Source organism: Cupriavidus sp. TMH.W2 (genome assembly GCF_050847365.1).
Lineage (GTDB): Bacteria > Pseudomonadota > Gammaproteobacteria > Burkholderiales > Burkholderiaceae > Cupriavidus.
Map to the genome: position 1 here is coordinate 1960889 of NZ_CP193793.1, position 26353 is coordinate 1987241.

The window sequence follows — 26353 nt, forward strand, 5'->3', positions numbered from 1 at the left end:
AGCAAGCGCTTTTTTGCACAATCCGAAACACCGCCCGGCACTGGGCGACGGCTGCGGATTCAATCTGGCTCAATCCTCCCACGACGAACATATGCTCGACACCAAGAATCTGCTGCACGGGATCGACCTGGTATTGGATCTGGCCCTGATGGAGCAGGTGTTCGACCGACTTCCGAACGTCCTTTTCTACGTCAAGGACAGCGAGGCACGCTACCTCTTGGTCAACACCACCCTGGTAGAACGAAGCGCGCTCGTCAGCAAGGCGGACGTCATTGGCAAGACTGCCGACGAACTCTTTGAGGTGACAGGCTCCAGCACCATGCAGCAAGACCTGAGTGTCATCCGTAGTGGGGAGCCGATTACCGATGTGCTGCGCCTCTTCTTTTCCGCGGACGGCCATCGGCAGTGGTGCCTCAGTTCAAAATTCCCGGTCAGGGATGCCGACGGCAAGGTGGCAGGACTACTCGGAATCTCCCGGATCCTGCCCAGGCCAGACGAGAAACACGCCAGCTACAGGCGACTCCTGCAGTTTCTGAAGCAACTGGAAGAGCCTGCGCAGCCGAACCTGAAGATCAGTGACATCGCTCGCGAAGTGCAACTGTCGCTGGATACGCTGGAGCGGTTGTGCCGCGAGGTGTTCGGGCTCACACCCAAGCAGATCATGATGCGCATGCGCCTGGACCGGGCGTGCCGCCTGTTGGAAACCACCGGTGCGAGCATCACCGATATCGCGGCTGAGTGCGGTTATGCGGACCACAGCGCATTCTCCCGACAATTCAAGGCAGCGACGCTGCTGACACCTCAGCAATACCGCTCGGCACATCGGCCATCGTAGGTATCATCGCACCACGCCTGGCCCAGGTTCAGTGACGCCATACGCAGCCTGACCGGGGCCCAGGAGGCAATTTGCAAGTCCCGGGTATGCAGGAATCCGCAGAGTTCTGCGTCACTTTGCTCAAGACTCCGCTCGACCATCCGCCTACCATCCTCTCCGCACCGGCCTACTGAGGCAACCGGGTTGTACAAGCATGGCCGAAAGCCTGCGCCGCAATCCGGTCGACGTGGACTGCCAGTATCCCGACCACGTTCTACGCCAATATCTGCGCTTACCCTCGCCGGCTGGTGCGCCCCCCACTCCTACTCTTCGGTCCAACGTCCGGGCTTGCAAAGGTGCAAAAGCGGTGGGAGCACAGCCGGCCATGACGGTGAAGGAGTCACCATGCATTTTGATTTTGCGGACCTTCGCCTGTTTGCCCGCATCGCTGAAGAGGAAAGTCTGTCAAAGGGAGCAAGGAAAGCGTTCCTGTCCCCCGCCGCCGCCAGCGCACGCCTGAAGGCATTTGAGGACCAGCTCGGTACGCGCTTGTTCTATCGGGAAAGCAGAGGGCTTGCCCTTACCCCTGCGGGAGAACGCTTGCTGCGACACGCTCGTGTTATCGAACAGCAGTTTGAGCATGTGCGCAGCGAATTCGCCGAGTTCTCCAAGGATTCGGTTGGCCACCTACGCATCTTCGCGAATACCACCGCCGTGACGGAGTTCATGCCGGAGGTCCTGGCGCGCTTTCTTGCACAACGCACGGCCGTTACCGTTGACCTCCAGGAGAGGCTGACACGCGACATCATCCGCGGCGTCCTGGACGGTAGCGCGGACCTTGGCATCATTTCCGGACCCGTGAACAGCGACGGACTGGAAGTCGTCCATTTCAGTACCGACAAACTGGTACTGGCCACGCCGCTAGGCCACCCACTCACACGTATCGGCCAGTTGCGCTTCCTGGACACCCTTGAATACGAGCACGTCAGTCTCCACGAGGGCAGCACACTCTACGCGTTCCTGACGGATGTTGTACAAGAACAGCGCAAGCGCTTCTCCGTGCGCATACAGCTTCGAAGCTTTGAGGCCATGTGCCGGATGATCGAGACGGGTGTCGGCATCGGCGTCCTTCCACTGTCCGCCGCACTACGTCACCGCCATACCATGAAGCTCTCCATCCTCGAACTCAGGGATCCGTGGGCAATACGGGAGCGCGCCGTGATCGCACGAGAGCTTGAAGGTTTGCCGGGCTGCGCCCGCGCCCTGATCGACGAACTGATCGATGTTGCAGAAGCGGCTGGAGGATGCCCGGAAGATAGCCGCATCCTCGACCAATTCAGCCCAGTTTCTGCATAGCACCGGTCAATCCTCGCCTTCCACCTGGCAAAGGATCCGATGAGCCAGTCGCAGGTGGGGGCGGTCAATCATCGTGTTGCCAAGCTTCACCACGCCCGAGGCGCCTACTTTTGAAAATGCCTCGACCACCTCTCTTGCCCACCGAATCTCTTCAACCTGGGGCATGAAGGCGTGATTGATCGCTTCGATATGGGATGGATGGGCGGCCGCTTTAGCAGTAAAGCCGTCCCGCTTCGCCTGTGCCGCCTCACGGCCAATCTCGGCGTCATTGGAAAGATTCGTGCTGACGGCGTCAATGGCGTCGATGCCAGCTTGCGCCGCTGCCATCAGACACATCGTACGTGCAATGGAAAATGGAGCGGTAAGCTCCCTTCCCTGGTGCGACGAGCGAGCCCCAAGGTCGGCCGCGAGATCGTCGACGCCCCACATCAAGGCGCGCAGACGCATTGGGGCATTCCGATACGAGGAAAGCCCGAACACCCCTTCCGACGACTCGGTGGCCATGGCAACGATACCCGTCTCCCATGCGCTATCGAGCAACACGCACTCAAGCGCCGCCAGGAAATCACACAGGCGATGAACATCCTCGACACCCCTGCACTTCGGAAGCACGATGGCATCGGGCCGGTGAGGCACGACAGCGGCCAGATCCTGAAGGATATGACCGGACGCCAGGCCGTTGACTCGCACCAACACGGCCGACTCCATGGACAGCCGATTCTCCCCGAGAAACGTCGCCAGCTTTCTGCGAGCCTCATCCTTGCCATGCTCGGGAACTGCGTCTTCGAGATCAAACACTAAGCCATCAGCACCTGCTTTGAGTGACGCCGCAAGCTTTCTGTCACTGTCGGCAGGTACAAACAGCAAAGAACGTAGACGCTGTGACAGATTGGCATGCATGGTCGCTGCTCCTGGATTTCCGCGCTCGGCCCGGCGTGGCCGATCTGTGAATGGCATCCCGACAATGCCAGCAAATCTCAGAGGGAACAAACCGCCTTTTCCGAAAGGAGCATTCGTCAACGGCGAACGGCCTGGATAAACAGCCCATCTCCTGGGGCAGCGATGAAAGCCGAAAGGGTCATTCGCAATACGGTCATCGAAGTGAAATATGACCATTGGCTTTTGCGGCGTTGGCACTTCCCGCCGCCTATGGAGACGCCACGACACAAGACTGCTTTCCAACCATCAGTCTTCACGCGCAAGCCGCAACAAGACGTCAGCAAGGGCACGAATCTTGGACTGTACAGCGCGTTGGGACGGATAGATGAGGAAGTAGGACAGCCCGTCTTGCACCACCTCGCCAAACGGCGTCACCAGCGCCCCGTCCCGGAGTCGGTCCCTCGCCATCCGTGGATCACCGATTGCAACGCCATGACCCTCCGTCGCAGCGGTGAGCGTCAACTCGAGGGTATCGAAAACGAGTCCGCGGGTCGCGTCGATCTGTGGTGCCACCACGCCTTCTAGCCCATTCCCTTATACACAAATAGGACCGTGTCGGCAGCGGAGCATGTAGCCTGAGGCTGCGAAATTTCTAGGTAAGCGGTTGTTAACTTCGCCAGACTCGCGTTTGCTCTAGGAGCTTCGCGCAGCAATGAGCAACGAGTCGGGGGCATGGGTGGACGAGGAATTTGACAGCCTGGATCTTGGTGATCCGCGGCGGGATCGGCGCGCCAAGGAATTGCTCAAGCGGTTTGCGGCCCTGCCTACGGCGAGCATTCCCGGTGCGTGCGATGACTGGTCGCAGACCATTGGGGCGTATCGGCTTCTCGGCAATGAGCAGATCGATTGGCGGGACGTGATGCAGCCGCATTGGGAGCGCACGGCGGAAAGAGTCGGGCAGTTTCCGGTGGTGCTGTGCATCGCTGATACGACCGAGCTGAACTTCAATGGCCAGTTCGCCACCCGGCGGGAGGCCATGGACGCGGTGCTCGACCGAATAGCCTTCTATAATCACCGCCGGCTGCATGCCACGCTGGGTTACCTCAGCCCCATGCAATACGAGCAACGCTGGCACGCGACACAGCGTAAAAAGGTCGCATAGCTCGGGAGCTAAGAGCTACCCCAAACAGGGGCAACATCAATAGCCGGACTCCGCGTTTTTCAATACTTTTTGTTAGCGGCAAGCGCCGCCAGCGCACGCTCGAAATCAAGAAACGTTGTTCATTGGCGATGATAGTGACAATACGATTAAAGAATTTCACGCATTGGATGGGAAATACATCGGCGCCTTTGTGAGTGTGCCGGCACCGTGCCGTCAGCCCTGATCCCCGCCGCCGACCGGCAGGACCGTGCCGGTTATGTACGAAGCCTCGTCCGAAGCCAGGAACAAGATGGCATGGACCTGCTCATCGATCGTGCCATAGCGGTGCATCAGGCTGGAAGCCATGGTCTGGTCGACGATGGCCTGGTACCAGATGGCCTCCTGCTCGCTCTGCGCTGCCGTGTTGCGCGCAATCCTGCGCGGCGGTGCCTCGGTGCCGCCGGTGGCCACGGCGTTGATGCGCACGCCTTCGTGCGCATGCTCGAAGGCAAGACTGGCCGTCAGTGCGTTGACGCCGCCCTTGGCCGCCGCGTAGGGCACGCGGTGAATGCTGCGCGTGGCAATCGACGAAACGTTGACGATGACGCCCTGGCGGCGCACGACCATGCCGGGCAGCACCGCGCGGCAGCACCACAGCGTGGGGAACAGCGAGCGCCGGATCTCGGCCTCGATCTGGTCCTCTTCATAGGCCTGGAAGGGCTTGGCCCAGATCGTGCCGCCGACGTTGTTGACAAGGATGTCGATGCGGCCGAAGGCGGCTTGCGTGGCCTGCGCCATTTGCGTGGCGCCGGCATAGGTCTCCAGGTCGGCGTGCACGGCGATGGCCTTGCCACCGGCGGCGGCAATCTCGGCCGCGACTTCATCGACCAGCGCCGAGCGGTCAACCAGGGCCACCGACGCGCCCTCGGCGGCGGCGGCCAGCGCGACGCCGCGGCCGATGCCTTGCGCGGCGCCGGTCACGATCATCACTTTTCCGGCAAAGCGTGCGGGGGCTCTCATGTTTTCGCTCTCCTGGTCAGGCCGCGTTGCTGGCCGAGAACTTCTCGTAGTAGAAGCCGGCGGGCGTGATGCCACTCTGCTGCAGCCAGCCGCGCACGGCCTCCACCATCGCGACCGGGCCGCACAGGTAGATGTCGACATCGCCGCCGTTGAGCCATTCCGGCTCCACATGGGCGGTGACATAGCCCTTGCGGGCGTGGTTGCTGGCCGCGTCAGCGACGCAGGTGCGGTATTCGAAGCCAGGCAAGGCACCCTGGGCTGCATCGATGCGCGACAGTGCCACCAGGTCGATGTCGTTCGTGACCCCGTAGACCATGCGCACCGGCTGCGCGCAGCCGCTGGCGGCCAGCACATCGAGCATCGACAGAAAGGGGGCGATGCCGGTGCCGCCGGCCAGGAACAGCACTGGCCGCGCCACCTCGCGCAGGTAGAAGCTGCCGTGGGGCCCCGAGAACGCCACGCGCTCGCCGGATCTGGCCTGGCTGGTCAGCCAGGCGCTCATCTGCCCTTGCGGCACGTTGCGCACCACGAAGCCGGCGCGCGTGCTGCCGGGCGCGGAGCTGAAGGAGTAGGAGCGCGTCTGGCTGGTGCCCGGGATCTCGACATTGACATACTGGCCGGGCAGGAAGTCCAGGGCGGCGGCATCATCCAGGTCGACGGCGAAGCCGATGGTCGAATCGGAGAGCTGTTCCAGCTCGGCCAGCGTCCCCTGGTAGGTGGTGGCGCCAGTCTTGCATGCGGCCGACGAGGCGGGCACGCGGATCACGCAGTCCGAACGCGGGCGGGTCTGGCAGGCCAGCACGTATCCGTTGGCAGCTTCCTCTGCGGTGAGCGCATCCTCGATATAGCTCGACGCCGGCAGGTCATAGCTGCCCGACTCGCACAGCCCGCGGCAGGTGCCGCAGGCGCCGTCGCGGCAGTCCAGCGGGATATTGATCTGCTGCCGGTAGGCGGCGTCGGACAGGGTCTCGTTCTCGCCGCAAGTGATGAAGCGGGTGACGCCGTCCTCGAATTGCAGGGCAATGGTGTGTTCCATGGCGCGTTCCTCCAGCCTGGATCAGATGTGATAGATGTCGATGACCTGGTTGATGTAGTCGTTCTTGAGCACGACATACTTGTCCAGGATGCGCGGCCGCGCGCCGGCGAGGTCGAGCGTGTAGCGCGACATGCCGAAGTAGCTGCAGGTGGTCTGGTAACGATGGCTGAGCGTGTGCCAGTTGAAACGCACGGTGCAGGTGTCTCCCTCCACCCCGAGCACTTCCACGTTGCTCAGGTTGTGGCTGGTGCGCGTGTCCGGAATGGTGGCGCTGGAGCGCTCGGTCTTGATGCGGAACACACGATCCTCCAGGCCCTGGCGGGTCGGGTAATAGATCAGCGAGATCTCGCGCTGCGGGTCGTTGATCAGCTTGCCGTCGTCATCCCAGCAGGGCATCCAGAATTTTGCGTCGGGGTGGTAGCACTCAAGCCACGCGTCCCACTCTTCGTCATCCAGCAGCCGTGCCTCGCGGTACAGGAAGGACTGGATGGCGGCCAGGTCGACCGGTTTGTCGAGGGTGATCTCGGCGGTGCTCATGCTGCACTCCCTGCGGTGGCGTTGGTGGCGTCGGTGGCGTCGGTGGCTTCATTCGCGGCTTCGGCCATTTCCTCTGCCACAGCCCTCTTCATCACGTCCAGCCAGTAGCGGTGCTGCACCGTGTAGAGGCCCTCGTCCTCGGTGCGCACGCCGCTCATCACCGGCTTGAGTCCGATGCGTTGCGCAGCCTCGTCGGCACCTTCGATCCAGTGCTTCGCGCCGCGGCACATGTCGTTCCAGGCCAGCGCCTGCCCGGCGTAGCCCTGCTGGCAGGCGCGGAATTCCTCAAGATCGTCCGGCGTGGCCATGCCGCTGACGTTGAAGAAGTCCTCGTACTGGCGGATGCGGCGCGCACGCGCCTCGTCGGATTCGCCCTTGGGCGCGATGCAGTAGATGGTGACCTCGGTCTTGTCGACGGCCAGCGGACGCAGCAGGCGGATCTGCGAGCCGAACTGGTCCATCAGGTAGACGTTGGGGTAGAGGCACAGGTTGCGCGAGTTCTGGATCATCCAGTCGGCGGTTTCCGCGCCGCAGCGCCCGGCGAATTCCTCGCGGCGGCTGAAGTTGGGGCGGTCCTCCGGGTTGGCCCAGCGCGACCACAGCAGCATGTGGCCATGCTCGAAGGCGTAGAAGCCGCCACCCTGCTGGCCCCACTTGCCGGCGTCCATGGCGCGGATCTTGTCTTCCTGCGCATTCTTCTGCTTGCGGTGGCCGGTGGTTGCGGCGTAGTTCCAGTGCACCGCCGACACGTGATAGCCGTCGGCGCCATTCTCGGCCTGCAGCTTCCAGTTGCCTTCGAAGGTATAGGTGGACGAGCCGCGCAGCACCTCGAGCCCGTCTGCCGACTGGTCGACGATCATGTCGATGATGCGCGCCGCTTCGCCGAGGAAGTCCTGCAGCGGCGGCACGTCGGCGTTCAGGCTGCCGAACAGGAAGCCGCGGTAGTTCTCGAAGCGCGCCACCTTCTTCAGGTCGTGCGAGCCTTCCTTGTTGAAGCAGTCAGGGTAGCCGGCGTTCTCGGGGTCCTTCACCTTCAGCAGCTTGCCGCTGTTGTTGAAGGTCCAGCCGTGGAACGGGCAGGTGTAGGTGGCCTTGTTGCCGCGCTTGTGGCGGCACAGCATGGCGCCGCGGTGGCTGCAGGCGTTGATGAAGGCGTTCAGCTCGCCCTGGCGATTGCGCGCGATCACCACCGGCTGGCGGCCGATATGCGTGGTGTAGTAATCGTTGTTGTTCGGGATCTGGCTTTCATGCGCCAGGTAGATCCAGTTGCCCTCGAAGATGTGCTTCATCTCGAGTTCGAACAGGTCTTCGTCGGTGAAGGCCGCGCGGTGCAGCCGGTAGTCGCCGCTTGCCTTGTCTTCCACCAGGAAGGCATCCAGGTCGAGGCGACTGGCGCCGGGGCGAACGGGGGCCGTGCCCTCCGGATAGATGGGGATCATGGGAGTTGTCTCCTGCCGGTGTCTTGTCGCCGGGGCGGCGCTGCGGATGGCGCTGCCGCCCGGACTGGGTCTGCCGGCCCGCTCAGCGGGCGGCATTGCGGAAAATCAGGCGGCGGCGCGCTGGCGCTCCACCTCGGCGGCGGGGGCGCCGGCCTGCACCGGCAGCAGCCGGAAGTCGAAGTCGATCGAGGCGAACGGCTTGTCCACGCCATGCTTGTCGAGCGCGGCCGCGTCGGTGACGCGGGTCACCGCCGGCACCAGCCCCTCGCGGCTGGCGAAGGCGAAGTCATCCCACAGGTATTCGTCGCCGTCGATGTTGATCTGCGTGGTCAGCTTGCGATGGCCGTGCGCCGACACGAAGAAGTGGATGTGGGCCGGGCGCCGGCCGTGGCGCGCGAGCTGGTCCAGCAGGCGCTGGGTGGTGCCTTGCGGCGGGCAGCCGTAGCCGTTCGGCACATTGCTGCGAAACTGGTAGCGGCCGCTGGCGTCAGTGACGATAGTGCGGCGCAGGTTGAAGTGCGACTGGGTCTTGTCGAAGAACGAGTAGTTGCCCATCAGGTTGGCGTGCCACACCTCGACTTTGGCGCCGGGCAGCGGCTTGCCGTCGGCGCCGTATACCGTGCCCTGCATGAACAGGACCTCGCCCTTGCCATCGTCGCTGCCGTCGTCAAGGCGGGCGAAGCCGGTGCTTTCCGGGGCGCCGGCCACGTAGAGCGGCCCTTCGATGGTGCGCGGCGTGCCGCCGGTCAGGCCGGCGCGGGCTTCGGCCTCGTCGGCGCGGACGTCAAGGAAGCGTTCCAGCCCCAGGCCGGCGGCGAGCAGGCCCAGCTCCTGGGTGGCGCCCGCCTCGGCGAAGTACTCGATGCCCTTCCAGACTTCGCTGGCGCTCAGGTCGAGGTCCTCGATCGCCTTGAACAGGTCCGCGGTCAGGCGCACGACTACCTGCTGCACGCGCGGGTCGGGGTTGCCTTGCGTGCCCGTGGCGACAATAAAGCTATTGACCAGGGCGTCGATTTCCGAATGAGTCATGAGGGTCTCCATCATTGTGGTTGGGTCCCGGTCCATGCCTTTCAGGTATCAAGCTTGTCTTCCGGGTACGGATGAAGCATAGTCAACGGCAGTTTTGGTAGTCCAACACTGATTTAGTATCTGCTTGATACTCAGGAGGTATAGACGTGGAATTGCGGCACCTGCGTTACTTCGTGGCCGTGGCAGAGGAACGCAACTTCACCCGGGCGGCCGAGCGGCTGCATATCGCACAGCCGCCGCTGTCGCGCCAGATCCAGCAACTGGAGGACGACCTGGGTGTGCAACTCTTTGAACGCCACTCGCGCCCGCTGAAACTGACCGACACCGGGCGCTTCTTCTATACCCACGCGCTGCAACTGCTGGCCCAGACGGCCGAACTGCAGGCGATGACCAAGCGGGTCGGCAAGATCGAGCACAAGATGTCGGTCGGCTTTGTCGGCTCCACGCTGTACGGGATGCTGCCGCGGATCATCCGGCGCTTCCGGCAGATGCACGCCGATCTCGAACTGAGCCTGCACGAGATGTCGACCATGGACCAGATCAAGGCGCTCAAGGAGGGGCGCATCGACGTGGGCTTCGGGCGCATCCGGCACGAGGACCCTTCCGTGCGGCGCGTGGTGCTGCGCGAGGAGCGCATGATCGTGGCACTGCCGGTCGGTCATCCGCTGGCTGACGCCAAGCCCGAGCTAGCGCTGCATGACCTGGTGGGCGAGCCGCTCATCATCTTCCCCAAGGCGCCGCGCCCTAGCTTTGCCGACCAGGTGCTGGCCGCCTTCCACGACCGCGCCCTGAAGCCGCGCCGCCTGCACGAGGTGCGCGAGCTGCAGATCGCGCTCGGGCTGGTGGCGATGGGCGAAGGCGTCTCGGTGGTGCCCAGCAGCGTCTACGGGCTCAAGCGGGGCGACGTGACCTACAAGGAACTGGACGATCCCAAGCTGGTGTCGCCCATCATCATGAGCACGCGCATGCTGGACGAGTCGGCCGACCTGCGCTCGCTGCGGGACATGATCTACCAGCTCTACGAGGACGAGGGCATGGCCTACCTGCCGCCGCCGAAGGAATAAGGCGCAACCGGCGGCCCATACCTGGAGAGTATGGAATCAGACGCCAACGGTCTTGGACACCCAGAAAATCGCCCTCCATACTCCGATGCAACATTGAACTGCATCAGGAAGGTATGAAAGTGGCAACGCAATCCAGCTCCACGGCCATCGAGTCGATCGAGGCCATCCTGGTCGACCTGCCGACCATCCGGCCGCACCAGCTCGCGATGGCGACCATGCAGCGGCAGACCCTGGTGATCGTCCGCCTGCGCTGCGCCGACGGCGTGGAGGGCCTCGGCGAGGCCACCACCATCGGCGGATTGTCGTATGGCGACGAGAGCCCCGAGGGCATCAAGCTGACCATCGACACTTACCTCGCCCCGGCGCTGCTGGCGCAGGACGCCGCCAACGTGCACGCCGCCATGGCGCGCCTGAACAAGGTGGCGCGCGGCAACCGCTTCGCCAAGTCGGCGCTGGAAACCGCGCTGCTCGACGCGCAGGGCAAGCGTCTCGGCGTGCCGCTGTCGACGCTGCTGGGCGGCGCCGTGCGCGACACCCTGCCGGTGCTGTGGACGCTGGCCAGCGGCGACACCGCCCGCGACATCGACGAGGCCGAGCGTCTGTTGGCCGCGCGCCGCCACGACACCTTCAAGCTCAAGATCGGCCGGCGCAGCGTGCGCGAGGACGTGGCGCATGTCAGCGCGATCAAGCGCGCGCTGGGCGAGCGGGCGCGGGTCACAGTGGACGTCAACCAGGCCTGGAATGAAGCGGATGCCGCCACCGGCATCGCCATGCTGGAAGCCGCCGGCATCGATCTGATCGAGCAACCCACGCCGCGCGAACAACGCGCCGCACTGGCGCGTCTGGCGGCGCGTTTCGTGGTGCCCATCATGGCCGACGAAGCCGTGTGCGGGCCCGAGGACGCAATGGAACTGGCCCGCATCGGCGGCGCCGACGTGTTCGCACTGAAGATCGCGAAGTCGGGCGGCATTTTCGGCATGCTGCGCACGGCCGCGGTGGGCGATGCGGCCGGCATAGCGCTGTATGGCGGCACCATGCTCGAAGGCAGCATCGGCACCATTGCCGCCGCCCACGGCTTTGCGACCCTGCCGCAACTGGCGTGGGGCACCGAGCTGTTCGGCCCGCTGCTGCTGAAGGACGACATCGTGGCCGAGCGCCCCGTCTACCGCGACTTCGCCTTGCAACTGCCGCAGGGTCCCGGCCTGGGCATGGCGCTGGACGAGGACAAGCTCGCCCACTATCGGCGCGACCGCGCCTGATTCCCTGCAATCAGACCCCATCAGAATCCAAGCGAGGAGATAGCAATGCTGTATCTGGTACGAATGGACGTAAGCCTGCCGCACGACATGCCCGCCGCGCAAGCAGAGGACATCAAGGCCCGCGAGAAGGCCTATGCGCAAGACCTGCAGCGCCAGGGCAAGTGGCAGCAGCTCTATCGCGTGGTCGGCGAGTATGCCAATTTCAGCGTCTTCGACGTCGAGTCCAATGAGGCGCTGCACACGCTGCTGTCGGGGCTACCGCTGTTCCCCTACATGAAGATCGCCGTCACGCCGCTGGCGCCGCATCCTTCGTCGATCCGCTGAGAGAGGCTGCGTCATGCGCTTTGCCACCCGCGACGGGCTTCGCCTTCACTATGAACTCCAGGGTACGGCCGGAGCGCCGGTGCTGGTTATGTCCAACTCGCTTGGCACCACCCTGTCGATGTGGGACCCGCAGATGCCGGCGCTGCTGGAGCGCTTTCGCGTGCTGCGCTACGACACGCGCGGCCACGGCGCCTCCGGCGTGCCGACCGTGCCGTTCGGCATGGCCGAGCTGGGTGCCGATGTGCTGGCGGTGATGGACCACGCCGGCGTCGGGCAGGCCCACTTCTGCGGCCTGTCGATGGGCGGCATGACCGGCATCTGGCTGGCACGCCATCATCCCGCACGCTTTGGCCGCTTCGTGCTGGCCAATACCGCGGCGCTGATCGGCCCGGCTTCCGGCTGGGACACACGCATCGAGCGCGTCCGCAGCGAGGGCATGGCGGCGATTGCCGAGGGCGTGCTGGCCCGCTGGTTCACGCCGGCCGCGCTGGCAGGCGATCCGGTGCAGACGGCGCCCGTCCTCGACATGCTCGCAACCACGGATGCCGACGGCTATATCGCCAACTGCGCCGCAGTGCGCGATGCCGACCTGCGCGGCCTGCTGCCAGGCATCCGTTCGCGCGTGCTGGTGATCGCGGGCGCGCAGGATGCCGCCACCACGCCGGAACAGGGCCGCGAGCTGGCGCAAGGCATTGCCGACGCCGAATACCTCGCGCTCAACGCCGCGCACTTGTCCAGCTGGGAGTTGCCCGAGGCGTTTTCGCACGCGGTGATCCGCTTCCTGTCACAGGCGTGACGTCCTGCACCACTTCGGGAGCCGACATGACCCAGCCCAGCATCGTCGCCCTCGCCATCACCGGATCGCTGCCGCGCAAAAAGGGGCACCCGGGCAAAGACGAAATGAAGGGTGAATTTCACAGCTCGCGGACCAACTCCACAGCCCTCGGCCAGTTGCCATATCCGTCGGGCGGCGAGAGGTGGCCGATGTCGCCACCGTCGACGAAGCGGCTGCCCCAGGCCTGCGCAAGGGCGTGGATCTGATCGAATCCTCCGATCGGGTCGTTACGGCTGCCGACCACGATGCTCGGGAACGGCAGGCGCGCCCTCGGCAGCGGTGTCCAGCCGCCGGCAGCCAGGATCTGCGGATCGGAGTAGCCGGCGGGCAGGGGCGTGTCGAGGTCGGCGGGGGCGGCAAGCAATGCGCCCTGGACCTCGCGCGTCGTCTGCTGCGCCCAGTGAACTGTGATGCAGCACCCCATGCTATGGGCCACCAGGACGATCGGCCCTTCGATGCTGCTGACGACGCGCTCGAGGTTCGCCACCCTGGCGCTGCGCAGCGCCTTGTCGTGGTCGATCTGCGGCACGATCCGCACCGCCCTTCCCTGCGCTTGCAGTTGCTCGGCGAGCAGCGTTTGCCAGTGCTCCGGCATGTGGTCGCGAAGACCGGGAACAATCACGACCGTCGGCAGCCTGGTAGAAGTCATGGAATTCGATTTCTTCGGTTGAGAGGCGGAGTGCCGTGGGCGCAGAATGCTACCCGCCCGCGGCACCGCCACCGCGCGGGTCGTCAGAAGGTATGCCGGATGCCCACGGCCGCACCGAACATCGACTTCTGCCCACTGGACAGCGAGTAACTATTGCCCAGCGCCAGGCTGGTGGCAAAGCCGCTCGCCGCCGAGTCCATGGTCAGGCCGGCGTTGCGGGTATACGCCGTGGTCAGGTACACGTCGGTCCGCTTCGAGAGCGAGTAGTCCGTGATCAGAGCGATCTGCCACGGATTGGCCGCGTGCGTGTTGCCGCCGACGTTCTTCAGGTTCTGGTAGTCATACTCCAGCGTGAAGTCCAGCGCCTGCGACACGCGGTACTGGCCACCGATCCAGTAGAAGTCGTCGCGCAGAAACTCCCTGCCCGTCTGGTCCTTGTTCTGCCCCCAGCGGTAGCCGCCCATCACCTTGCCCGCGCCAATCGAATAGCTGGCCATCACGGCCACCTTCTTCAAGGTGCCGTTGCTCGTGCCGATCGTCGGGTTCCACTGGTCATAGGCAAGGCCCAGGCCGAGCGGGCCACTCATGTAGGTCACGCCGGCACCGTAGGCCGAATCGCGGCGGAACTGGCCCGGCACTTCGCCGTTGCCGCCGAATGTCGGAATACCGGGATTGACCTGCGGCAGCGTCGTGCCGACGCCGAACGACCAGTGCGCCATCGCGGTCACGGGACCGAACGTGCCGGTGTACTGCGCCACGTTGTCCTCGCGGAAGTTCGCGCCGGCGATGACGCCCGCCGGTTCATACTGCGTGGCGAAGCGGGCCGGCACGAAGTTGGCCATCGACACGAACAGTGACGTGTACTGGCGGCCGAAGGTGACCTGCCCGTAGCTCGACTTGAGGCCGGCAAATGCCTGGCGGCCGAACATGCGTCCGCCCTGCTGCAGGGTGCCGGTATCGGCGTTGAAGCCATTTTCCAGCACGAAGATGGACTTCAGCCCGCCACCGAGGTCTTCCGTGCCGCGCAGGCCCCAGCGCGAGCCGGAGTAGCCGCCGGAGCTCTCACGGACCACCGGATGGCCCGTGCCGGGATTGAAGCCGTTGGCCGCCGACGGCACGACGCCGACCTTGTTGACGTATTCGACGTTGACGTCGGCCACGCCGTACAGCGTCACGCTGGACTGCGCCTGGGCTGCACCGCATGCCATCGCGGCGGCCACGGCAAGAATTGCTCTTTTCATCTACTCCCATCCTCCATGGTTCAACGTGCTCATTTGATTGTTTTCAGGTTCAGTCACTACGACTTCCGGCGCTTGGCGCGGTTACTACAGGGGCGGAGAATCCGCCCCTTTGTTCAACGATCACCAGCCCGGCCCTCCTGGTGCGCGAGCCGGCCCGACCTGATCAGAAAGGACGGTCTCCGATGATCGTTGCGCGGTCCATCCTGCGGTGGCACGGCGGATAGTCCATGACGGCGTAATGCTGGGTCGACCGGTTGTCCCAGATGGCCACGCTGTTCTTCTTCCAGCGCCAGCGGACCTGATACTCGGGAATGCAGGCCTGAGTGACCAGGTAACGCAGCAGGTCCCCCGCCCCGGGGTTGTTGTCCTGCCCGAAGCGCACGCGCGCCGGCGTGTGGAAATTGCTGAAGTGAGTGGTAAAGCCGTTGACGAACAGCACCTTCTCGCCAGTCTCCGGGTGGGTCCGCACCACCGGGTGCTCGGCGTCAGGGAACTGACTCCTCAGCGCCAGGCGCCGCTCGATCGGCATGGCGGCGCCAAAGCTCGCCTCGATGCTGTGACGCGCGCGAAGGTCGGCGATCTGCGCCTTGACGTGGGCCGGCAGGTTTTCGTACGCAAGCACCATGTTGGCCCACATGGTGTCGCCCCCGACGGACGGGCATTCCCGGCACCGCAGGACGGCGCCAAGCGGCGGTGCTTCGCGCCAGGTCGCGTCCGTGTGCCAGGCGTTCTCATAACGATCCGGCGGGTTGGCGGGGGTCTTGTAGATCTGCACCAGCCCCGGGTTCTCCGGGTCGCTGCCCGTCACGGGGTGATCCTCCAGATCGCCGAAGCGCCGCGCAAACGCCACATGCTGGGCAGCCGTAATGTCCTGGTCGCGCAGGAACAGGACGCGGTGCCTGAGCAGCGCTTCGCGGATGCCGGCGAACAAGCCGTCATCATGGATCGCATCGGCCAGGCTGACTCCGATGAGTTCTGCGCCGATTGCACAGGTAAGCTGTTCAACTCGCATGGTCGATGGCGTCATTCCGGATGGATCTTGAAGGTCTTCACGATGGCGGCATTCCGATCGAAATCGGCGCGCAAGTCGTGGCTGAGCCGGGGAAGGCCCTGCGGCTCCAACGGCTCGAACCCGAGTACGGCAATCCGTTCCTGCACGCTGGCCCTGGCGGCTGCCTTGTAGACTGCGGCATGGATCTTCTCGGTCAGGTCTGCCGGCAGCCTGGACGACACGAACACGCCGGTCCAGTTGCTGAAGTCAACTTCCGGATAACCGAGTTCGGCGAACGTCGGCACTTGCGGGAGCATCGGTGACCGCTGCTTCGCGGCGACGGCATAGGCTTGCAGCTTGCCAGCCTTGAGATAAGGCAGCGAGGTCACCATGCCGTCATACATCACGGCGATCTGCCCGCCCATCACCTGCGTCAAGGCCGGCGGCGATCCCGGGAACGGAACGTTCTGGAGGTCCATGCCGGCCTTCCGGTTCATGATCATGCCGGCATACTGCGAAGCCGTGCCCGGGCCATAGGTCGCAAAGCTCAGGGTGCCCGGATGGGCCTTCACATAGCCGATCAGCCCCGGCAGGTCCTTCGCCGGCAGGCTGGGCGCACCGACGAGCAGCAGCGTCGATCTGGCCACGGCTGCGACCGGCTTCAGGTCCTTCATCGGATCGTAGGGCACCTTCATCACGTGCGGGATCTCCGCTAACACGTTGGTCGCCGACACCAGGATAGTGTGCCCATCGGGCGGCGCCGCCAGCATTGCGCCAATCGCGATGGCGCCGCCGGCTCCCGGCTTGTTGTCGACGATCACCGGCTGCCCCAGGTCCGCCGTGAGTTGTTCGGACAGCATGCGGGCCATCACATCCATCGTGCCGCCGGCAGGCGCGGGCACCAGCACCCGTACCGGTTTGTTGGTCCACGCCATGGCGGCAGGCATGGCAAGCGCCAGGATCGTCGCGGCGACGACGCGGCGCACGCGCAGGAAGGCAGGTCGATTCAACATCTGTAGTCTCCGTTTTGGAACTTCCGGCAAATGTGCACTTGCCTTGCCGGAAGCAGCCGCCTTAGGGCACCAGTACCGTTGCGCCGCTTGTCTGCCTGTTCTCCAGGGCGCGATGGGCCTGCGCGGCGTCTGCCAGCGCGAACGACTGCTTCGGCTCGCTGGTGATCTTTCCGGCCATCACCATGTCGAACACCTCCTTGGCCATGGCGAGCATGTGCGAGCGCGGCGTGGCGTAGTGCACCATGGCCGGACGCGTGACCCAGAGCGATCCCTTCGCCGCGAGCGTGCGGCTGTCGATCTCGACCGGACCCGAAGTCGTGCCGTTGCTGACCAGGGTGCCGCGCACCTGCAGGCAGGACAGCGAGGCGTCCAGCGTCGACTTGCCGACAGAATCGAACACCACCTGTACCTTCTTGCCATCGGTGATTTCCATCACGCGGTCGACGATGTTCTCGCGCGAGGTGACGATGACGTGCGAGCAGCCGTTGGCCCTGGCCAACTCCGCCTTCTCGTCGGTGCTGACCGTCCCGATCATGTTCACGCCGAGCGCGCGCGCCCACTGGCAGGCGATCAGGCCCACGCCGCCGGCTGCGGCGTGATAGAGGATGGTCTCGCCGCCCTTGAGCGGGTAGACCTGGCAGAACAGGTATTGCGCCGTCATCCCCTTCATGATGAGCGTGGACGCGGTGCGGTCGGAGACGCCATCCGGCAGCGGAATCAGCACCTCGGCAGGCATGACCCGCACATCCGAATAGGCGCCCTGCGGGCCGAGCAGGTAGCCGACGCGATCACCCGCGCGGATGTCCGTCACGCCGGGACCCACCGCCTCGACGACGCCAACGGCGTCGGAGCCGAGGCCGTTAGGCAGTTCCAGGGGATAGTGGCCGGTCCGAAAATAGATGTCGATGAAGTTGACTGCGATATAGGTGTGCCGCACGCGAGCCTGGCCCGGGCCGGGATCACCCACCTCCACGGACTCGAGCTTGAGGACATCAGCGCTGCCCGTCTCGTAAAACCGAATTGCTTTTGCCATGACTTGTCTCCTGAAACACCTTATTCATTGCGTCTGAGCGCACTTGCGGGCCCGGCGTGTCGGCGACTACATCGCCGTCTTGCCGCCATTGACTCCGAGAATCTGACCCGTTATGTACCTGGACCGGGCGGACGCCATGAACACAATGGCGTCGGCGACCTCCTCCGGGGTCCCTATGCGACCCGCCGGGATAGTCGCGGCAACTGCCGCAACGTTCTCGGCACCTCCCGCAATGCGGTCCAGCATCCCGGTCTCGATAGGGCCAGGCGCAACCGCATTCACTCGGACATTCGATCTGGCAGCCTCGAGTGCCGCAGCCTTGGTCAAGCCCTCGATCGCGTGCTTGCTGGCCACATACATTGGATTCTGTGCGTTGCCGCGGCTTCCCATGGTGGAGGAGACGTTGATGACAACGCCCTCCTTCCGTTCCAGCATGACGCGCAGCTCGTGCTTCATGCTAAGGAACGTCCCAAGAACATTGGCGTCGAAGGTCGCTGCATAGGATTCAACGGTCTGGTCAACGATCGACCCTGGCGTGCCTTCAGTCCCTGCACTGTTCACCGCGACATCGAGCCGTCCAAAGCGCGTGACGGTATGCTCGACGAGCTGGCGGACCTGCTCCTCATCACTTACGTCAGCGGCCACGAACTCGGCCTCAGTACCCAGTTCCCGGAGTTGAGACACCAGTGCAGCGCCTGCAGCGGCATTGCGGCCGGAGCAAACCAGATGTGCCCCATCACGGCCAAATGCCAGCGCAGTTGCGCGGCCAATTCCAGACGTGGCTCCCGTAACAAGAACGACGGTATGAGTCATCTGAGTCATCACACTCCTTATTTGAATCAGGGCAAAACCAAGCGATCCAGTTGCAGCAATTCAGGCTGGGACGCACACATCAACTGGATCGATTCTTTGCCTGTGCCGTAGCCGGCTCAGGCTACGCGGCGCAGCGGCACGTTCTTGACACCAGGCTTGCGGTTCGGGGTCATGCCGTTGGCGGCCAGGGCGTCATCGACATCGTCGTACCAGGTGCCGATACGGTAGATTTCCCGCGCTTCCTTGCCATCGGCGATCTCGCGGCCCAACTCCCTGGCGATTCGCACGAGCTGCTGAACCTGCTGCACGGAGGTAAAGCGCTTGCCATGCTGATCGATGAGGGTGTCCTCAATGCCGCAGCGCACATGCATGCCCATTGCCAGCGCCATCGTGTTCCACGGAAGTACGTTCTTGAACAGCGACTCCGCGGTGATGGTGCAGCCATCCGGCGCACGCTGGATGAAGTCGAACAGGTTGTACGGATGCGGTCCATGGTGGCCGCCACCGATGCCGATGCAGGTCAGGTTCAGCGGGCCTTTATAGAGGCCCCTGCGCACCATGCGGTCCAGCGTTTCGAGCGCATGCATGCCAACCAACTGAAAGTGCGGCTGGATGCCGGCTTCCTGCAGGCGGCGCAAGTGCTCTTCCGCCCAGGTCGGGCCGGCCGGAACGATCATTTCCCGGTAGGCGTCGTACGTAACCGGATTGGCGAGGGACGTGCCTTCATAGAACTCCGGATAGATCAACTCCATGATGTTCATCTGGATGGTGTTGAGCGCCACCGTCACCTGATCCGGCTTGGGGTCGAGGTCGGCCAGTGCGTGACGGGTATCGTCTGACAGCCATTTGGCAGCCTGGCCTTCATCTTCCGGTGCAAAGGAAATCGAACCGCCGACCTGAATGATCATGTCCGGCACCGCCTTGCGAACGCCGGCGATCAGTTCGTTGAACATGGACAGGCGCTTGGAGCCCTTGCCATCCGGCTCTCGCACGTGCAGGTGCAGCACGCTGGCGCCCGCTTCATAGCAATCCACCGCCTTCTGGATTTGCTCTTCCATGGTCACAGGGATGTCTTCCGGGAAATCTTCCGGCATCCACTCCGGGCCGTACGGGGCCACGGTGATTACCACCTTGTCCATGGTCTCCGGGTGCAGCGAATCATCCAGGAATTGCATTTCCTTCTCCTTGATAAGGACTTTGGTTATCGGCGTCGCAACGAATTGTGGAGGCCGGGTCGGGCATCAATTGACTGAAATGGCTTGTCGCCGATGGACTACTCAGAATGCAACAGCATGCTTGCCCTTCAGCTGGAGCATGTCGCGCGTCTCATCCGGCGTGGCCACCTCCAGATTCAGGGATTTCAGGACCGCCACGATGCGCCTGACTTGGTCGGCGTTGCTGCTCGAAAGCCGGGCCGGACCGTCCCAAAGCGAATCCTCCAGGCCCACGCGGACATTTCCGCCCATCGCAGCCGCCATCGAAGCGATCGGCATCTGACTGCGGCCCGCACCCAGCACGGACCAGTAGTAGTCCTTGCCAAACAGCCGTTCGGCGGTGCGGCGCATATGCATGACGTCATCGGGATGCGTGCCGATGCCGCCGAGCAAGCCGAATACTGACTGTATGAAGAACGGCGGCTTGAGGATGCCGCGGTCGATGAAATGCGCCGCCGTGTAGAGATGGCTGGTGTCGTAGCATTCGATCTCGAAGCGAGTCCCATTGCCGGCGCACGATTCCAGGATGTAGCGAATTTCCTTGAATGTGTTGCGGAAGACGCGGTCCTCCGAGCCTTCGAGGTAAGGACGTTCCCAGTCGTACTTGAACGCTTTGTGCCTGCCGAGCATCGGGTACAGCCCAAAGTTCATCGACCCCATGTTCAACGACGCGACTTCGGGCTTGAGTTGCAGCGCCGGCTGCAGTCGTTCCTCGACGAGCATGTTGGGTGCGCCGCCGGTGGTCAGGTTGATGATGACGTCGGTACCCGCGGCGATCTCCGGGAGGAATTCCCGGAACAGCGCGGGATCCTGGGACGGCTGGCCATTCTCAGGCTTGCGCGCGTGCAGATGGACGATCGAGGCGCCGGCCTGGGCCGCACCGATTGCCTCGCCAGCGATGTCTTCTGCCGTGATGGGCAGGTAGGGGGACATCGTTGGCGTATGAATGCCGCCGGTTATGGCGCAGGTGACTATGACCTTGCTCTGAGGGGCTGCCATGGGGTTCCGTCTGTCGTCGATTAACGGAGTTAGTCTAGTAATCCCAGGTCGGCTGTTGTCTCTCATTTCACGACATTCATTTCTCATTTCGTGACAGAATGCCGGCACATCCGGGTTTCCCCGGAACGAGCGGATCCGGGTTACAAACCGGCTGAAGGAGAAGCATTGGGCACACTGATTCGTACTGGCGTGCTGACCAACTATTTCAAGGTGGCGCGGCAATTGGGCCTTGAACCGCAGCCGTTGCTGCGCAAACTGGGGTTGAGCAGCGAGATGCTTGCGGACCCGGAACATTGGATTTCCGGAAGTGGTGCCGTTACCTTGCTGGAAGAGTCAGCTCGACTCACGCAATGCCCGACATTCGGGCTGCGTATGGCCGACCTGTGGCAACTGTCCGACCTCGGTGTCGTCAGCGTATTGCTCACGCATCAAAGAACTCTGCGCGACGCTCTCGGAACCTTGATTCAATACCGGCACCTGATGAATGAGTTCCTGGTCATCCGCATTGAGGAGACCGGCAAGAAGGTCATCGTGCGGGAGGACGTCGTCGCGGATGACGCCGGGCCGTCCATGCAGTCAATTGAGCTGGCACTGGGCTCACTGTCGCGCCTGTGCAGCACGCTGCTGGGCACGTCCTGGCACCCCCTTGGCGTCAGTTTCACCCATGACGCTCCCCCTGACCTGCGGCTGCACCGCCGCATCTTCGGGGGGAAACTGGAGTTCGCAAGCACTTTCAATGGCCTGATTTGCCGCGCTGCCGACCTGGACTTGCCAAACCCTATTGCCGACCCTGTCATGGCACGCCATGCACAACGCCTGCTTGAAGGTCTGCCGGGAGCCAACGAGCCGTCAATTGTGCTCGAGGTGCGCAAGGCGATCTACCTGATGCTGCCGGCCGGGCGCGCAACGATCGAGCAGGTTGCTCAGGGCCTGGGGATGAACGTGCGCACACTGCAGCGCCAGCTCGAAGGCGCTGGCAAGGTCTTCTCAGACATGGTCACTGGCGTGCGGCGCGATCTCGTTATCCACTATATGGACAATAGAAGCTATTCGTTCGGACGCATTGCCGAATCGCTTGGATACTCCACTTATGGCTCGTTCGTACGTTGGTTCGCGGCGCAGTTCGGTATGACGCCGACGCAGTGGCGCAGCACCAGGCCGGCAAGAATAAGGTAAGCGCGTGTCTACACCTCGTATGCGCCTTAGCGCAACGGGTACAGCGAATGCCTGTAGGCAGCGTGCGGTGCGCTCTGCGGGAACGCTCTTCGACACCCAGGCCCGCGCAAACGCCACTGGCAACCATACTCGCGTTGGCGCGTCTCACCGCATGCCGGGCAACTCGCGGCGCAATACCTTCCCGACCGCGGATTTCGGCAGGGCAGGCACGAGCGTAATATGGCGCGGCAACTTGTAACGGGCGAGATGGGTCCGGCAATGCGCATGGATCCGCTCCTTCAGCGCCTCCGGATCGTCGTTCGCCATCCCGCGCGGGACCACGAACAGATGCGGCGCCTCCCCCGAACGCTCGTCGGGCACGCCGATGCAGGCGCATTCGTGGATGTCCTCTAATTGCGCCACCACGGCCTCGATCTCGTTGGGATAGACGTTGAATCCGGAGACGAGGATCATGTCCTTCTTGCGGTCGACGATGGCCATCAGGCCATGCTCGTCCATGGTCACGATGTCCCCGGTGCGGAACCAGCCGTCGGCGTTGAACGCCTTGCGCGTCTCCTCCTCCTTGCCCCAGTAGCCGGCGAACAGCTGCGGCCCCTTGATCAGCAATTCGCCAGGCGTGCCGGCCGGCAACGGGTTTCCGTCGTCGTCGGCGACCAGCACGTCGGTAGACGGCACGGGCATGCCGATGCTGCCATTGCGTCCCGGCGGATTGAATGTCGCGCTGGGGGAGGTCTCGGTCAGGCCGTAGCCCTCCGTGATGGGCGGGGCCCCGGCCGCCGCCCAGCGGCTGGCCACGGCATTCTGCACCGATGCGCCGGCGCCGGTGACGAGCCGCGTGCGCGAAAAGTCTACCTTCGGCAGTTCGGGGTGGGCCACCATGGCGTTGAACAGGGTATTCACGCCTATCAGCACTTCGAAGGGGCGACGCCGGAGTTCCGCGATGACTGTATCCATGTCACGCGCATTCGGGATCAGCCGGTTTTCCACGCCACAGGCGATGCACAGCAAGGCGATGGCCATCGGGTAGATGTGATAGAGCGGAAGCGGCGTGACCAGTGACACGCCGGGGCCGGACAGGTCCGGGTCCATCCAGGCACGTAACTGCGCGAGGCTGGCACAGACGCTGCGGTGCGTCAGCATCGCCCCTTTCGCCACGCCGGTCGTCCCGCCCGTGTACTGCAGGAAGGCCATGTCCGCCGGCGCGACCGGCGCAGGGGTGAGGGGCAGCCCCTCCCCTTCGTCCAGCGCTGCAAGGAATGACGACCGGGCTGCCGGAGCCGCCGGCGCGGCGCGGTCTGCGCCCGCAACAGGCGTGGCGCAGTGCGGCTCGGCGCTCTGGACAACCTGGCGTACCGCGGTCCGGGTCAGGAGGTCCTCCAGTGCCGGCAGCAGCGACTGCGCGAGCACCAGGCACGCCGCGCCGGAGTCCTGCAACTGGTGCTCGACCTCCCGCGGCGTGTACAGCGGATTGACCGGCACGACAACCAGTCCGGCGCGCAGAATGCCTGCCATCGCGATCAGGTATGGCAGGCAGTTCGGGAGCATCACCGCCACACGCTCGCCGCGGCGCAAGCCGCGGTGCTGCAGCCATGCAGCAAAGGCGCGCGACTGCCGGTCGAGGCCGGCGAAGCTGAGTGTTTCTCCCTGGCACGACGCGACGGTCCGGCCTGCGTAGGCACGGAAGCTGTCGGCCAGGCATGCCACGAGGTCGGGCTGCGCGTCCGGGTCAATGGCGCGGGGAACGTATGCGGGATAGGATCGGTACCAGGGGCGGTCTTCAGGCATGGCGTTCACGTTGTCTCCTTGTCATGTTCTGGGGGATTGCCTGCGGACTCGCCCTAGACAAGGGCTTCGCGCACGAAGTCCAGCCGGTCTTGCCCGAAGTACATGTCGTCACCGACAAACATGGTGGGAGCGCCAAACACCCCGCGCTGCACGGCCTCGTCGGTATTGGCTTTCAGCGCCGCCTTGACCTCGGGATCGTTCAGCCAGGCCTGCAACAGTTCGGGAGCGAATCCAGCCTGAGCCAGCACGCGCGCGGCGAGTGCCTGGTCATTCAGGTCCAGCCCATCCACCCAGATCGCCTTGAAGACGGCGCACAGGTAGGTGTCGAACAGCGCGGGCTGCCGCATCTGCGCCGCGACCGCGCCACGCATGAACGGAAGGGTCATGATGGGGAAATGCGGGTTGTGCCGGAACGGCACGTCATACCGGCGCGCAAAGCGCGCCAGGTCGAGCGAAACGTAGCGTCCCTTGGCAGGTATGGCCCCGGGAGAGGCATTTCCCGTCGCCTGGAACACACCGCCGAGCAGCATCGGCTTGTAGACGAGCCGCGCGCCAGCCTGGTCGCACAGCCCGGGAAGCTGGGTCCACGCCAGATAGGACGCCGGACTGCCCACGTCGAAAAAGAACTCTACGGTCTTTGCCATCACATGTCTCCTTCTCTTTGATAAACGTCCGTTTAGTTAACGAACCATATGCTATGGTTAGAGCCATGTCAACGCCGTGATTACCACCATGCGCTACACCAAGACTCACAAGGAAGAGACCCGCAAGAAGCTGCTGGACGCGAGCAGCGCGATCGCGAAGAAAGGCGGATTTTCCTCGACCGGGGTGGACGCCCTGATGTCATCCATCGGCCTGACCGGCGGCGCGTTCTACAGCCACTTTCAATCCAAGCAGGAGCTGTTTGCGGCGATCGTCGGCCAGGAGATGCAGAACAGTTGCGACATGCTGGCCGGCGACGAGGCATCGCCCGACAACCATGTCGCGAAGTGCGTTCGGGACTACCTGAGCTCCTTCCACGCGATGAATCCCGAGGTGGGCTGCATCCTTCCGACGCTTGGCGCTGAAATTGCGCGCTCCGGCCCCGAGGTGCGCGAGATGGTCGAGCGCGGCCTGAAGCGCACGCACCAAAGCTGGCGCGCGCGGTCCGGCGACTCGGATGCGGCGTGGGCCCTGATCGCGCAATGCGTGGGCGCCCTGGTGCTGGCACGCGCCGTGGAAAGCGAAAAGGCCCGCAAGGAAATCCTCGCGGCAAGCCGGCGCTTCCTGAGCAAGACGATCCCCTGCGCAGTCGAGGCCAAGGACTGAGCGGCCGTCGCCAGGGCTCGCGCCCTCGTCTTTCCGCTTGACATCATGACGCCCATTGACCTAACGTACGTTTACCAAACGATCGTTAATTAAAGAGGAGACGTATGACATCCACTGGATCGCAACCCAGGGTTGCCCTGGTAATCGGCGCAGGTGACTCCACCGGCGCCGCCATCGCGCGGCGCTTCGCGAAGGAAGGCTATATCGCTTGCGTCACGCGCCGCACGGCCGACAAGCTGCAACCGCTGGTCGACAGCATCCGCGCGGATGGCGGCCAGGCCTTCGGCTACAGCAGCGATGCCCGCAAGGAAGACGCCGTGACGGCACTGTTTGAACAGATCGAATCCGAGCACGGCCCGATCGAGGTGCTGGTCTTCAATATCGGGGCCAATGTTCCGTGCAGCATCCTCGAGGAGACACCCCGCAAGTATTTCAAGATATGGGAAATGGCCTGCTTCAGCGGCTTCCTCAACGCCCAGGCTGCCGCCCGCCGCATGGTGAGCCGCGGCCGTGGCACGATTCTCTTCACCGGAGCAACCGCCGGCCTGCGCGGCGCCGCCAGCTTTGCCGCGTTCGCCGGCGCCAAGCATGCCTTGCGCGCACTGGCTCAGAGCATGGCGCGCGAGCTGGGCCCGCACAACATCCATGTGGCCCATGTGGTCGTGGATGGCGCGATCGACACCGCGTTCATCCGTGATACGTTCCCGGAACGCTACGCGCTCAAGGAGCAGGACGGCATCCTGAATCCGGATCATATCGCCGAAAACTACTGGCATCTTCACCAGCAGCCGCGGGATGCCTGGACGTTCGAGCTCGACCTGCGCCCCTATATGGAGCGCTGGTAAGCGATACTGGCAGCGGTATTCAGTCAGACGGTGACCTCGGCAATCCCTCCCCCCTTCAGTGGGACCTTTTCCAGCGCGAAGCCGATTGCCCTGCTATTTCCATCACGCTATGATGATTTTCAGATAGCGTGCCGTCCGCCGCCGCTCCTGGCATTTCTTCGGGCAGCGGAAAGAAAGGCACCACGGGGCGATGGAGGGTCAATTGGAAAACGAGAACTACAAGCACTGGAGACGCCGGTGGTTGCGGTGGCACTCGCGGTCTCTGTTGGCAGGCACGCTGGTATTGCAGCGCTCCGAGCGGGATGCATACCTTGACAAGATGCTGAAGACATACCTTGCCTACGGCGACTTCACCGAGAATGAGATTGCTTTCATTTTCCGGCGCGTCTCCCACGGTGCCCGGAGGCTCGCCTCACACCTGGATGCATCAGTCTGTGCCCGGCGCGCGCAGGAGCAAATCCGCGCTCAGGGGCTCAGACTGATGACGGACGCTGCCGAGATCTTCGGTCGGGGCTTTTAGCGAACTGCGTGAACTGGCGGGGTGTTGGCCACT

At 63.9% G+C, this 26353-nt stretch carries 26 protein-coding genes and 3 pseudogenes; 12 read left to right on the forward strand and 17 right to left on the reverse strand.

The window, feature by feature from the left end; translation table 11 throughout:
• Positions 1–91: 91 nt before the first annotated feature.
• Together ACREYQ_RS26355 and ACREYQ_RS26360 are read left to right on the forward strand one after the other, a co-directional pair.
• Positions 92–835: a helix-turn-helix domain-containing protein gene (locus ACREYQ_RS26355; RefSeq protein ID WP_432260924.1), complete on the forward strand. Its 744-nt coding sequence runs from the start codon at positions 92–94 to the stop codon at positions 833–835.
• 384 nt (positions 836–1219) lie between these two features.
• Positions 1220–2170, forward strand: coding sequence for a LysR family transcriptional regulator (locus ACREYQ_RS26360; protein ID WP_432260925.1), 951 nt, complete (start codon positions 1220–1222; stop codon positions 2168–2170).
• Between the two features lie 6 nt (positions 2171–2176).
• On the opposite strand, the gene ACREYQ_RS26365 is transcribed toward ACREYQ_RS26360, so the two are convergent.
• Both ACREYQ_RS26365 and ACREYQ_RS26370 read right to left on the reverse strand, forming a co-directional pair.
• The gene (locus ACREYQ_RS26365) at positions 2177–3070 is read right to left on the reverse strand and encodes an HpcH/HpaI aldolase/citrate lyase family protein (protein ID WP_432260926.1); all 894 of its coding nucleotides are present in this window, start codon (positions 3068–3070) and stop codon (positions 2177–2179) included.
• 285 nt (positions 3071–3355) lie between these two features.
• Positions 3356–3634: pseudogene (locus tag ACREYQ_RS26370) on the reverse strand (LysR substrate-binding domain-containing protein); the annotation flags it as partial.
• 127 nt (positions 3635–3761) lie between these two features.
• Between ACREYQ_RS26370 and ACREYQ_RS26375 the strand changes: the two are divergent.
• Both ACREYQ_RS26375 and ACREYQ_RS26380 read left to right on the forward strand, forming a co-directional pair.
• A pseudogene (locus ACREYQ_RS26375) lies at positions 3762–3893 on the forward strand (IS4/Tn5 family transposase DNA-binding protein); the annotation flags it as partial.
• 168 nt (positions 3894–4061) lie between these two features.
• Positions 4062–4211: pseudogene (locus tag ACREYQ_RS26380) on the forward strand (IS3 family transposase); the annotation flags it as partial.
• A 213-nt stretch (positions 4212–4424) separates the two neighbouring features.
• Here the strand turns inward: ACREYQ_RS26380 and ACREYQ_RS26385 are convergent.
• The 5 genes from ACREYQ_RS26385 to catA form a co-directional block, all read right to left on the reverse strand.
• Positions 4425–5210: a 1,6-dihydroxycyclohexa-2,4-diene-1-carboxylate dehydrogenase gene (locus ACREYQ_RS26385; protein ID WP_432260927.1), complete on the reverse strand. Its 786-nt coding sequence runs from the start codon at positions 5208–5210 to the stop codon at positions 4425–4427.
• A gap of 16 nt (positions 5211–5226) precedes the next feature.
• Positions 5227–6246, reverse strand: a complete 1020-nt coding sequence (gene benC / locus ACREYQ_RS26390; protein ID WP_432260928.1) for a benzoate 1,2-dioxygenase electron transfer component BenC — start codon at positions 6244–6246, stop codon at positions 5227–5229.
• 21 nt (positions 6247–6267) lie between these two features.
• Positions 6268–6783, reverse strand: coding sequence for a benzoate 1,2-dioxygenase small subunit (benB, locus tag ACREYQ_RS26395; protein ID WP_432260929.1), 516 nt, complete (start codon positions 6781–6783; stop codon positions 6268–6270).
• The gene (benA, locus tag ACREYQ_RS26400; RefSeq protein ID WP_432260930.1) at positions 6780–8222 is read right to left on the reverse strand and encodes a benzoate 1,2-dioxygenase large subunit; all 1443 of its coding nucleotides are present in this window, start codon (positions 8220–8222) and stop codon (positions 6780–6782) included. Before benA ends, benB begins: the two co-directional genes overlap by 4 nt.
• Positions 8223–8327: 105 nt before the next feature.
• Positions 8328–9251 (reverse strand): catechol 1,2-dioxygenase, encoded by a 924-nt coding sequence (gene catA, locus ACREYQ_RS26405; RefSeq protein ID WP_432260931.1) that lies wholly within the window; start codon positions 9249–9251, stop codon positions 8328–8330.
• Between the two features lie 146 nt (positions 9252–9397).
• On the opposite strand from catA, the gene ACREYQ_RS26410 reads away from it, so the two are divergent.
• The 4 genes from ACREYQ_RS26410 (at position 9398) to pcaD (ending at position 12694) form a co-directional block, all read left to right on the forward strand.
• Positions 9398–10315 (forward strand): LysR family transcriptional regulator, encoded by a 918-nt coding sequence (locus tag ACREYQ_RS26410; protein WP_432260932.1) that lies wholly within the window; start codon positions 9398–9400, stop codon positions 10313–10315.
• A gap of 113 nt (positions 10316–10428) precedes the next feature.
• Positions 10429–11574 carry a muconate/chloromuconate family cycloisomerase gene (locus tag ACREYQ_RS26415; RefSeq protein WP_432260933.1) on the forward strand — a complete coding sequence of 382 codons (1146 nt, stop codon included), beginning with the start codon at positions 10429–10431 and terminating at the stop codon, positions 11572–11574.
• A gap of 45 nt (positions 11575–11619) precedes the next feature.
• A complete protein-coding gene (gene catC / locus ACREYQ_RS26420) occupies positions 11620–11898 on the forward strand; it encodes a muconolactone Delta-isomerase (RefSeq protein WP_432260934.1) in 279 nt (92 codons plus the stop codon).
• A 13-nt stretch (positions 11899–11911) separates the two neighbouring features.
• Complete coding sequence (gene pcaD, locus ACREYQ_RS26425) at positions 11912–12694, forward strand: 3-oxoadipate enol-lactonase (protein ID WP_432260935.1); 783 nt, start codon at positions 11912–11914, stop codon at positions 12692–12694.
• 118 nt (positions 12695–12812) lie between these two features.
• On the opposite strand, the gene ACREYQ_RS26430 is transcribed toward pcaD, so the two are convergent.
• The 8 genes from ACREYQ_RS26430 to ACREYQ_RS26465 form a co-directional block, all read right to left on the reverse strand.
• Positions 12813–13382, reverse strand: a complete 570-nt coding sequence (locus ACREYQ_RS26430) for an RBBP9/YdeN family alpha/beta hydrolase (protein ID WP_432260936.1) — start codon at positions 13380–13382, stop codon at positions 12813–12815.
• Between the two features lie 83 nt (positions 13383–13465).
• A complete protein-coding gene (locus tag ACREYQ_RS26435; protein WP_432260937.1) occupies positions 13466–14623 on the reverse strand; it encodes a porin in 1158 nt (385 codons plus the stop codon).
• A 163-nt stretch (positions 14624–14786) separates the two neighbouring features.
• The gene (locus tag ACREYQ_RS26440; RefSeq protein WP_432262662.1) at positions 14787–15635 is read right to left on the reverse strand and encodes a TauD/TfdA dioxygenase family protein; all 849 of its coding nucleotides are present in this window, start codon (positions 15633–15635) and stop codon (positions 14787–14789) included.
• 11 nt (positions 15636–15646) lie between these two features.
• Complete coding sequence (locus tag ACREYQ_RS26445; RefSeq protein WP_432260938.1) at positions 15647–16627, reverse strand: tripartite tricarboxylate transporter substrate binding protein; 981 nt, start codon at positions 16625–16627, stop codon at positions 15647–15649.
• A gap of 61 nt (positions 16628–16688) precedes the next feature.
• Positions 16689–17660 (reverse strand): quinone oxidoreductase family protein, encoded by a 972-nt coding sequence (locus ACREYQ_RS26450; RefSeq protein ID WP_432260939.1) that lies wholly within the window; start codon positions 17658–17660, stop codon positions 16689–16691.
• 66 nt (positions 17661–17726) lie between these two features.
• On the reverse strand, positions 17727–18473 hold the full coding sequence (locus ACREYQ_RS26455; RefSeq protein ID WP_432262663.1) for an SDR family NAD(P)-dependent oxidoreductase: 747 nt from the start codon (positions 18471–18473) through the stop codon (positions 17727–17729).
• A gap of 116 nt (positions 18474–18589) precedes the next feature.
• Positions 18590–19648 carry a 3-keto-5-aminohexanoate cleavage protein gene (locus tag ACREYQ_RS26460; protein WP_432260940.1) on the reverse strand — a complete coding sequence of 353 codons (1059 nt, stop codon included), beginning with the start codon at positions 19646–19648 and terminating at the stop codon, positions 18590–18592.
• A 102-nt stretch (positions 19649–19750) separates the two neighbouring features.
• Entirely contained in the window at positions 19751–20686 is a 936-nt protein-coding gene (locus tag ACREYQ_RS26465) for a 3-keto-5-aminohexanoate cleavage protein (RefSeq protein WP_432260941.1), read from the reverse strand.
• Positions 20687–20851: 165 nt separating this feature from the next.
• Between ACREYQ_RS26465 and ACREYQ_RS26470 the strand changes: the two genes are divergently transcribed.
• Entirely contained in the window at positions 20852–21862 is a 1011-nt protein-coding gene (locus ACREYQ_RS26470; protein ID WP_432260942.1) for an AraC family transcriptional regulator, read from the forward strand.
• A 144-nt stretch (positions 21863–22006) separates the two neighbouring features.
• Here the strand turns inward: ACREYQ_RS26470 and ACREYQ_RS26475 are convergent, their stop codons facing one another.
• Both ACREYQ_RS26475 and ACREYQ_RS26480 read right to left on the reverse strand, forming a co-directional pair.
• Positions 22007–23647 carry an AMP-binding protein gene (locus ACREYQ_RS26475; protein ID WP_432262664.1) on the reverse strand — a complete coding sequence of 547 codons (1641 nt, stop codon included), beginning with the start codon at positions 23645–23647 and terminating at the stop codon, positions 22007–22009.
• 53 nt (positions 23648–23700) lie between these two features.
• Complete coding sequence (locus tag ACREYQ_RS26480) at positions 23701–24291, reverse strand: 2-hydroxychromene-2-carboxylate isomerase (protein WP_432260943.1); 591 nt, start codon at positions 24289–24291, stop codon at positions 23701–23703.
• An 88-nt stretch (positions 24292–24379) separates the two neighbouring features.
• Between ACREYQ_RS26480 and ACREYQ_RS26485 the strand changes: the two genes are divergently transcribed.
• The 3 genes from ACREYQ_RS26485 to ACREYQ_RS26495 all read left to right on the forward strand — a co-directional run bounded on the left by ACREYQ_RS26485 (position 24380) and on the right by ACREYQ_RS26495 (position 26320).
• Positions 24380–24955 carry a TetR/AcrR family transcriptional regulator gene (locus tag ACREYQ_RS26485; RefSeq protein ID WP_432260944.1) on the forward strand — a complete coding sequence of 192 codons (576 nt, stop codon included), beginning with the start codon at positions 24380–24382 and terminating at the stop codon, positions 24953–24955.
• 104 nt (positions 24956–25059) lie between these two features.
• The gene (locus tag ACREYQ_RS26490) at positions 25060–25800 is read left to right on the forward strand and encodes an SDR family oxidoreductase (protein WP_432260945.1); all 741 of its coding nucleotides are present in this window, start codon (positions 25060–25062) and stop codon (positions 25798–25800) included.
• Between the two features lie 202 nt (positions 25801–26002).
• Positions 26003–26320, forward strand: coding sequence for a hypothetical protein (locus tag ACREYQ_RS26495; protein WP_432260946.1), 318 nt, complete (start codon positions 26003–26005; stop codon positions 26318–26320).
• Positions 26321–26353: the final 33 nt, after the last annotated feature.

What these genes read in the sequence shown, in the direction of transcription:
- ACREYQ_RS26485 (WP_432260944.1), top strand. Translation starts at nt 24,380, where the DNA reads ATGCGCTACACCAAGACTCACAAGGAAGAGACCCGCAAGAAGCTGCTG.
- catC (WP_432260934.1), top strand. Translation starts at nt 11,620, where the DNA reads ATGCTGTATCTGGTACGAATGGACGTAAGCCTGCCGCACGACATGCCC.
- ACREYQ_RS26360 (WP_432260925.1), top strand. Translation starts at nt 1,220, where the DNA reads ATGCATTTTGATTTTGCGGACCTTCGCCTGTTTGCCCGCATCGCTGAA.
- ACREYQ_RS26480 (WP_432260943.1), bottom strand. Translation starts at nt 24,291, where the DNA reads ATGGCAAAGACCGTAGAGTTCTTTTTCGACGTGGGCAGTCCGGCGTCC.
- ACREYQ_RS26435 (WP_432260937.1), bottom strand. Translation starts at nt 14,623, where the DNA reads ATGAAAAGAGCAATTCTTGCCGTGGCCGCCGCGATGGCATGCGGTGCA.
- ACREYQ_RS26440 (WP_432262662.1), bottom strand. Translation starts at nt 15,635, where the DNA reads ATGCGAGTTGAACAGCTTACCTGTGCAATCGGCGCAGAACTCATCGGA.
- pcaD (WP_432260935.1), top strand. Translation starts at nt 11,912, where the DNA reads ATGCGCTTTGCCACCCGCGACGGGCTTCGCCTTCACTATGAACTCCAG.
- ACREYQ_RS26455 (WP_432262663.1), bottom strand. Translation starts at nt 18,473, where the DNA reads ATGACTCATACCGTCGTTCTTGTTACGGGAGCCACGTCTGGAATTGGC.
- ACREYQ_RS26490 (WP_432260945.1), top strand. Translation starts at nt 25,060, where the DNA reads ATGACATCCACTGGATCGCAACCCAGGGTTGCCCTGGTAATCGGCGCA.
- ACREYQ_RS26365 (WP_432260926.1), bottom strand. Translation starts at nt 3,070, where the DNA reads ATGCATGCCAATCTGTCACAGCGTCTACGTTCTTTGCTGTTTGTACCT.
- ACREYQ_RS26385 (WP_432260927.1), bottom strand. Translation starts at nt 5,210, where the DNA reads ATGAGAGCCCCCGCACGCTTTGCCGGAAAAGTGATGATCGTGACCGGC.
- catA (WP_432260931.1), bottom strand. Translation starts at nt 9,251, where the DNA reads ATGACTCATTCGGAAATCGACGCCCTGGTCAATAGCTTTATTGTCGCC.
- ACREYQ_RS26460 (WP_432260940.1), bottom strand. Translation starts at nt 19,648, where the DNA reads ATGCAATTCCTGGATGATTCGCTGCACCCGGAGACCATGGACAAGGTG.
- ACREYQ_RS26475 (WP_432262664.1), bottom strand. Translation starts at nt 23,647, where the DNA reads ATGCCTGAAGACCGCCCCTGGTACCGATCCTATCCCGCATACGTTCCC.
- ACREYQ_RS26415 (WP_432260933.1), top strand. Translation starts at nt 10,429, where the DNA reads ATGAAAGTGGCAACGCAATCCAGCTCCACGGCCATCGAGTCGATCGAG.
- ACREYQ_RS26465 (WP_432260941.1), bottom strand. Translation starts at nt 20,686, where the DNA reads ATGGCAGCCCCTCAGAGCAAGGTCATAGTCACCTGCGCCATAACCGGC.
- ACREYQ_RS26355 (WP_432260924.1), top strand. Translation starts at nt 92, where the DNA reads ATGCTCGACACCAAGAATCTGCTGCACGGGATCGACCTGGTATTGGAT.
- ACREYQ_RS26445 (WP_432260938.1), bottom strand. Translation starts at nt 16,627, where the DNA reads ATGTTGAATCGACCTGCCTTCCTGCGCGTGCGCCGCGTCGTCGCCGCG.
- benB (WP_432260929.1), bottom strand. Translation starts at nt 6,783, where the DNA reads ATGAGCACCGCCGAGATCACCCTCGACAAACCGGTCGACCTGGCCGCC.
- benA (WP_432260930.1), bottom strand. Translation starts at nt 8,222, where the DNA reads ATGATCCCCATCTATCCGGAGGGCACGGCCCCCGTTCGCCCCGGCGCC.
- ACREYQ_RS26430 (WP_432260936.1), bottom strand. Translation starts at nt 13,382, where the DNA reads ATGACTTCTACCAGGCTGCCGACGGTCGTGATTGTTCCCGGTCTTCGC.
- benC (WP_432260928.1), bottom strand. Translation starts at nt 6,246, where the DNA reads ATGGAACACACCATTGCCCTGCAATTCGAGGACGGCGTCACCCGCTTC.
- ACREYQ_RS26450 (WP_432260939.1), bottom strand. Translation starts at nt 17,660, where the DNA reads ATGGCAAAAGCAATTCGGTTTTACGAGACGGGCAGCGCTGATGTCCTC.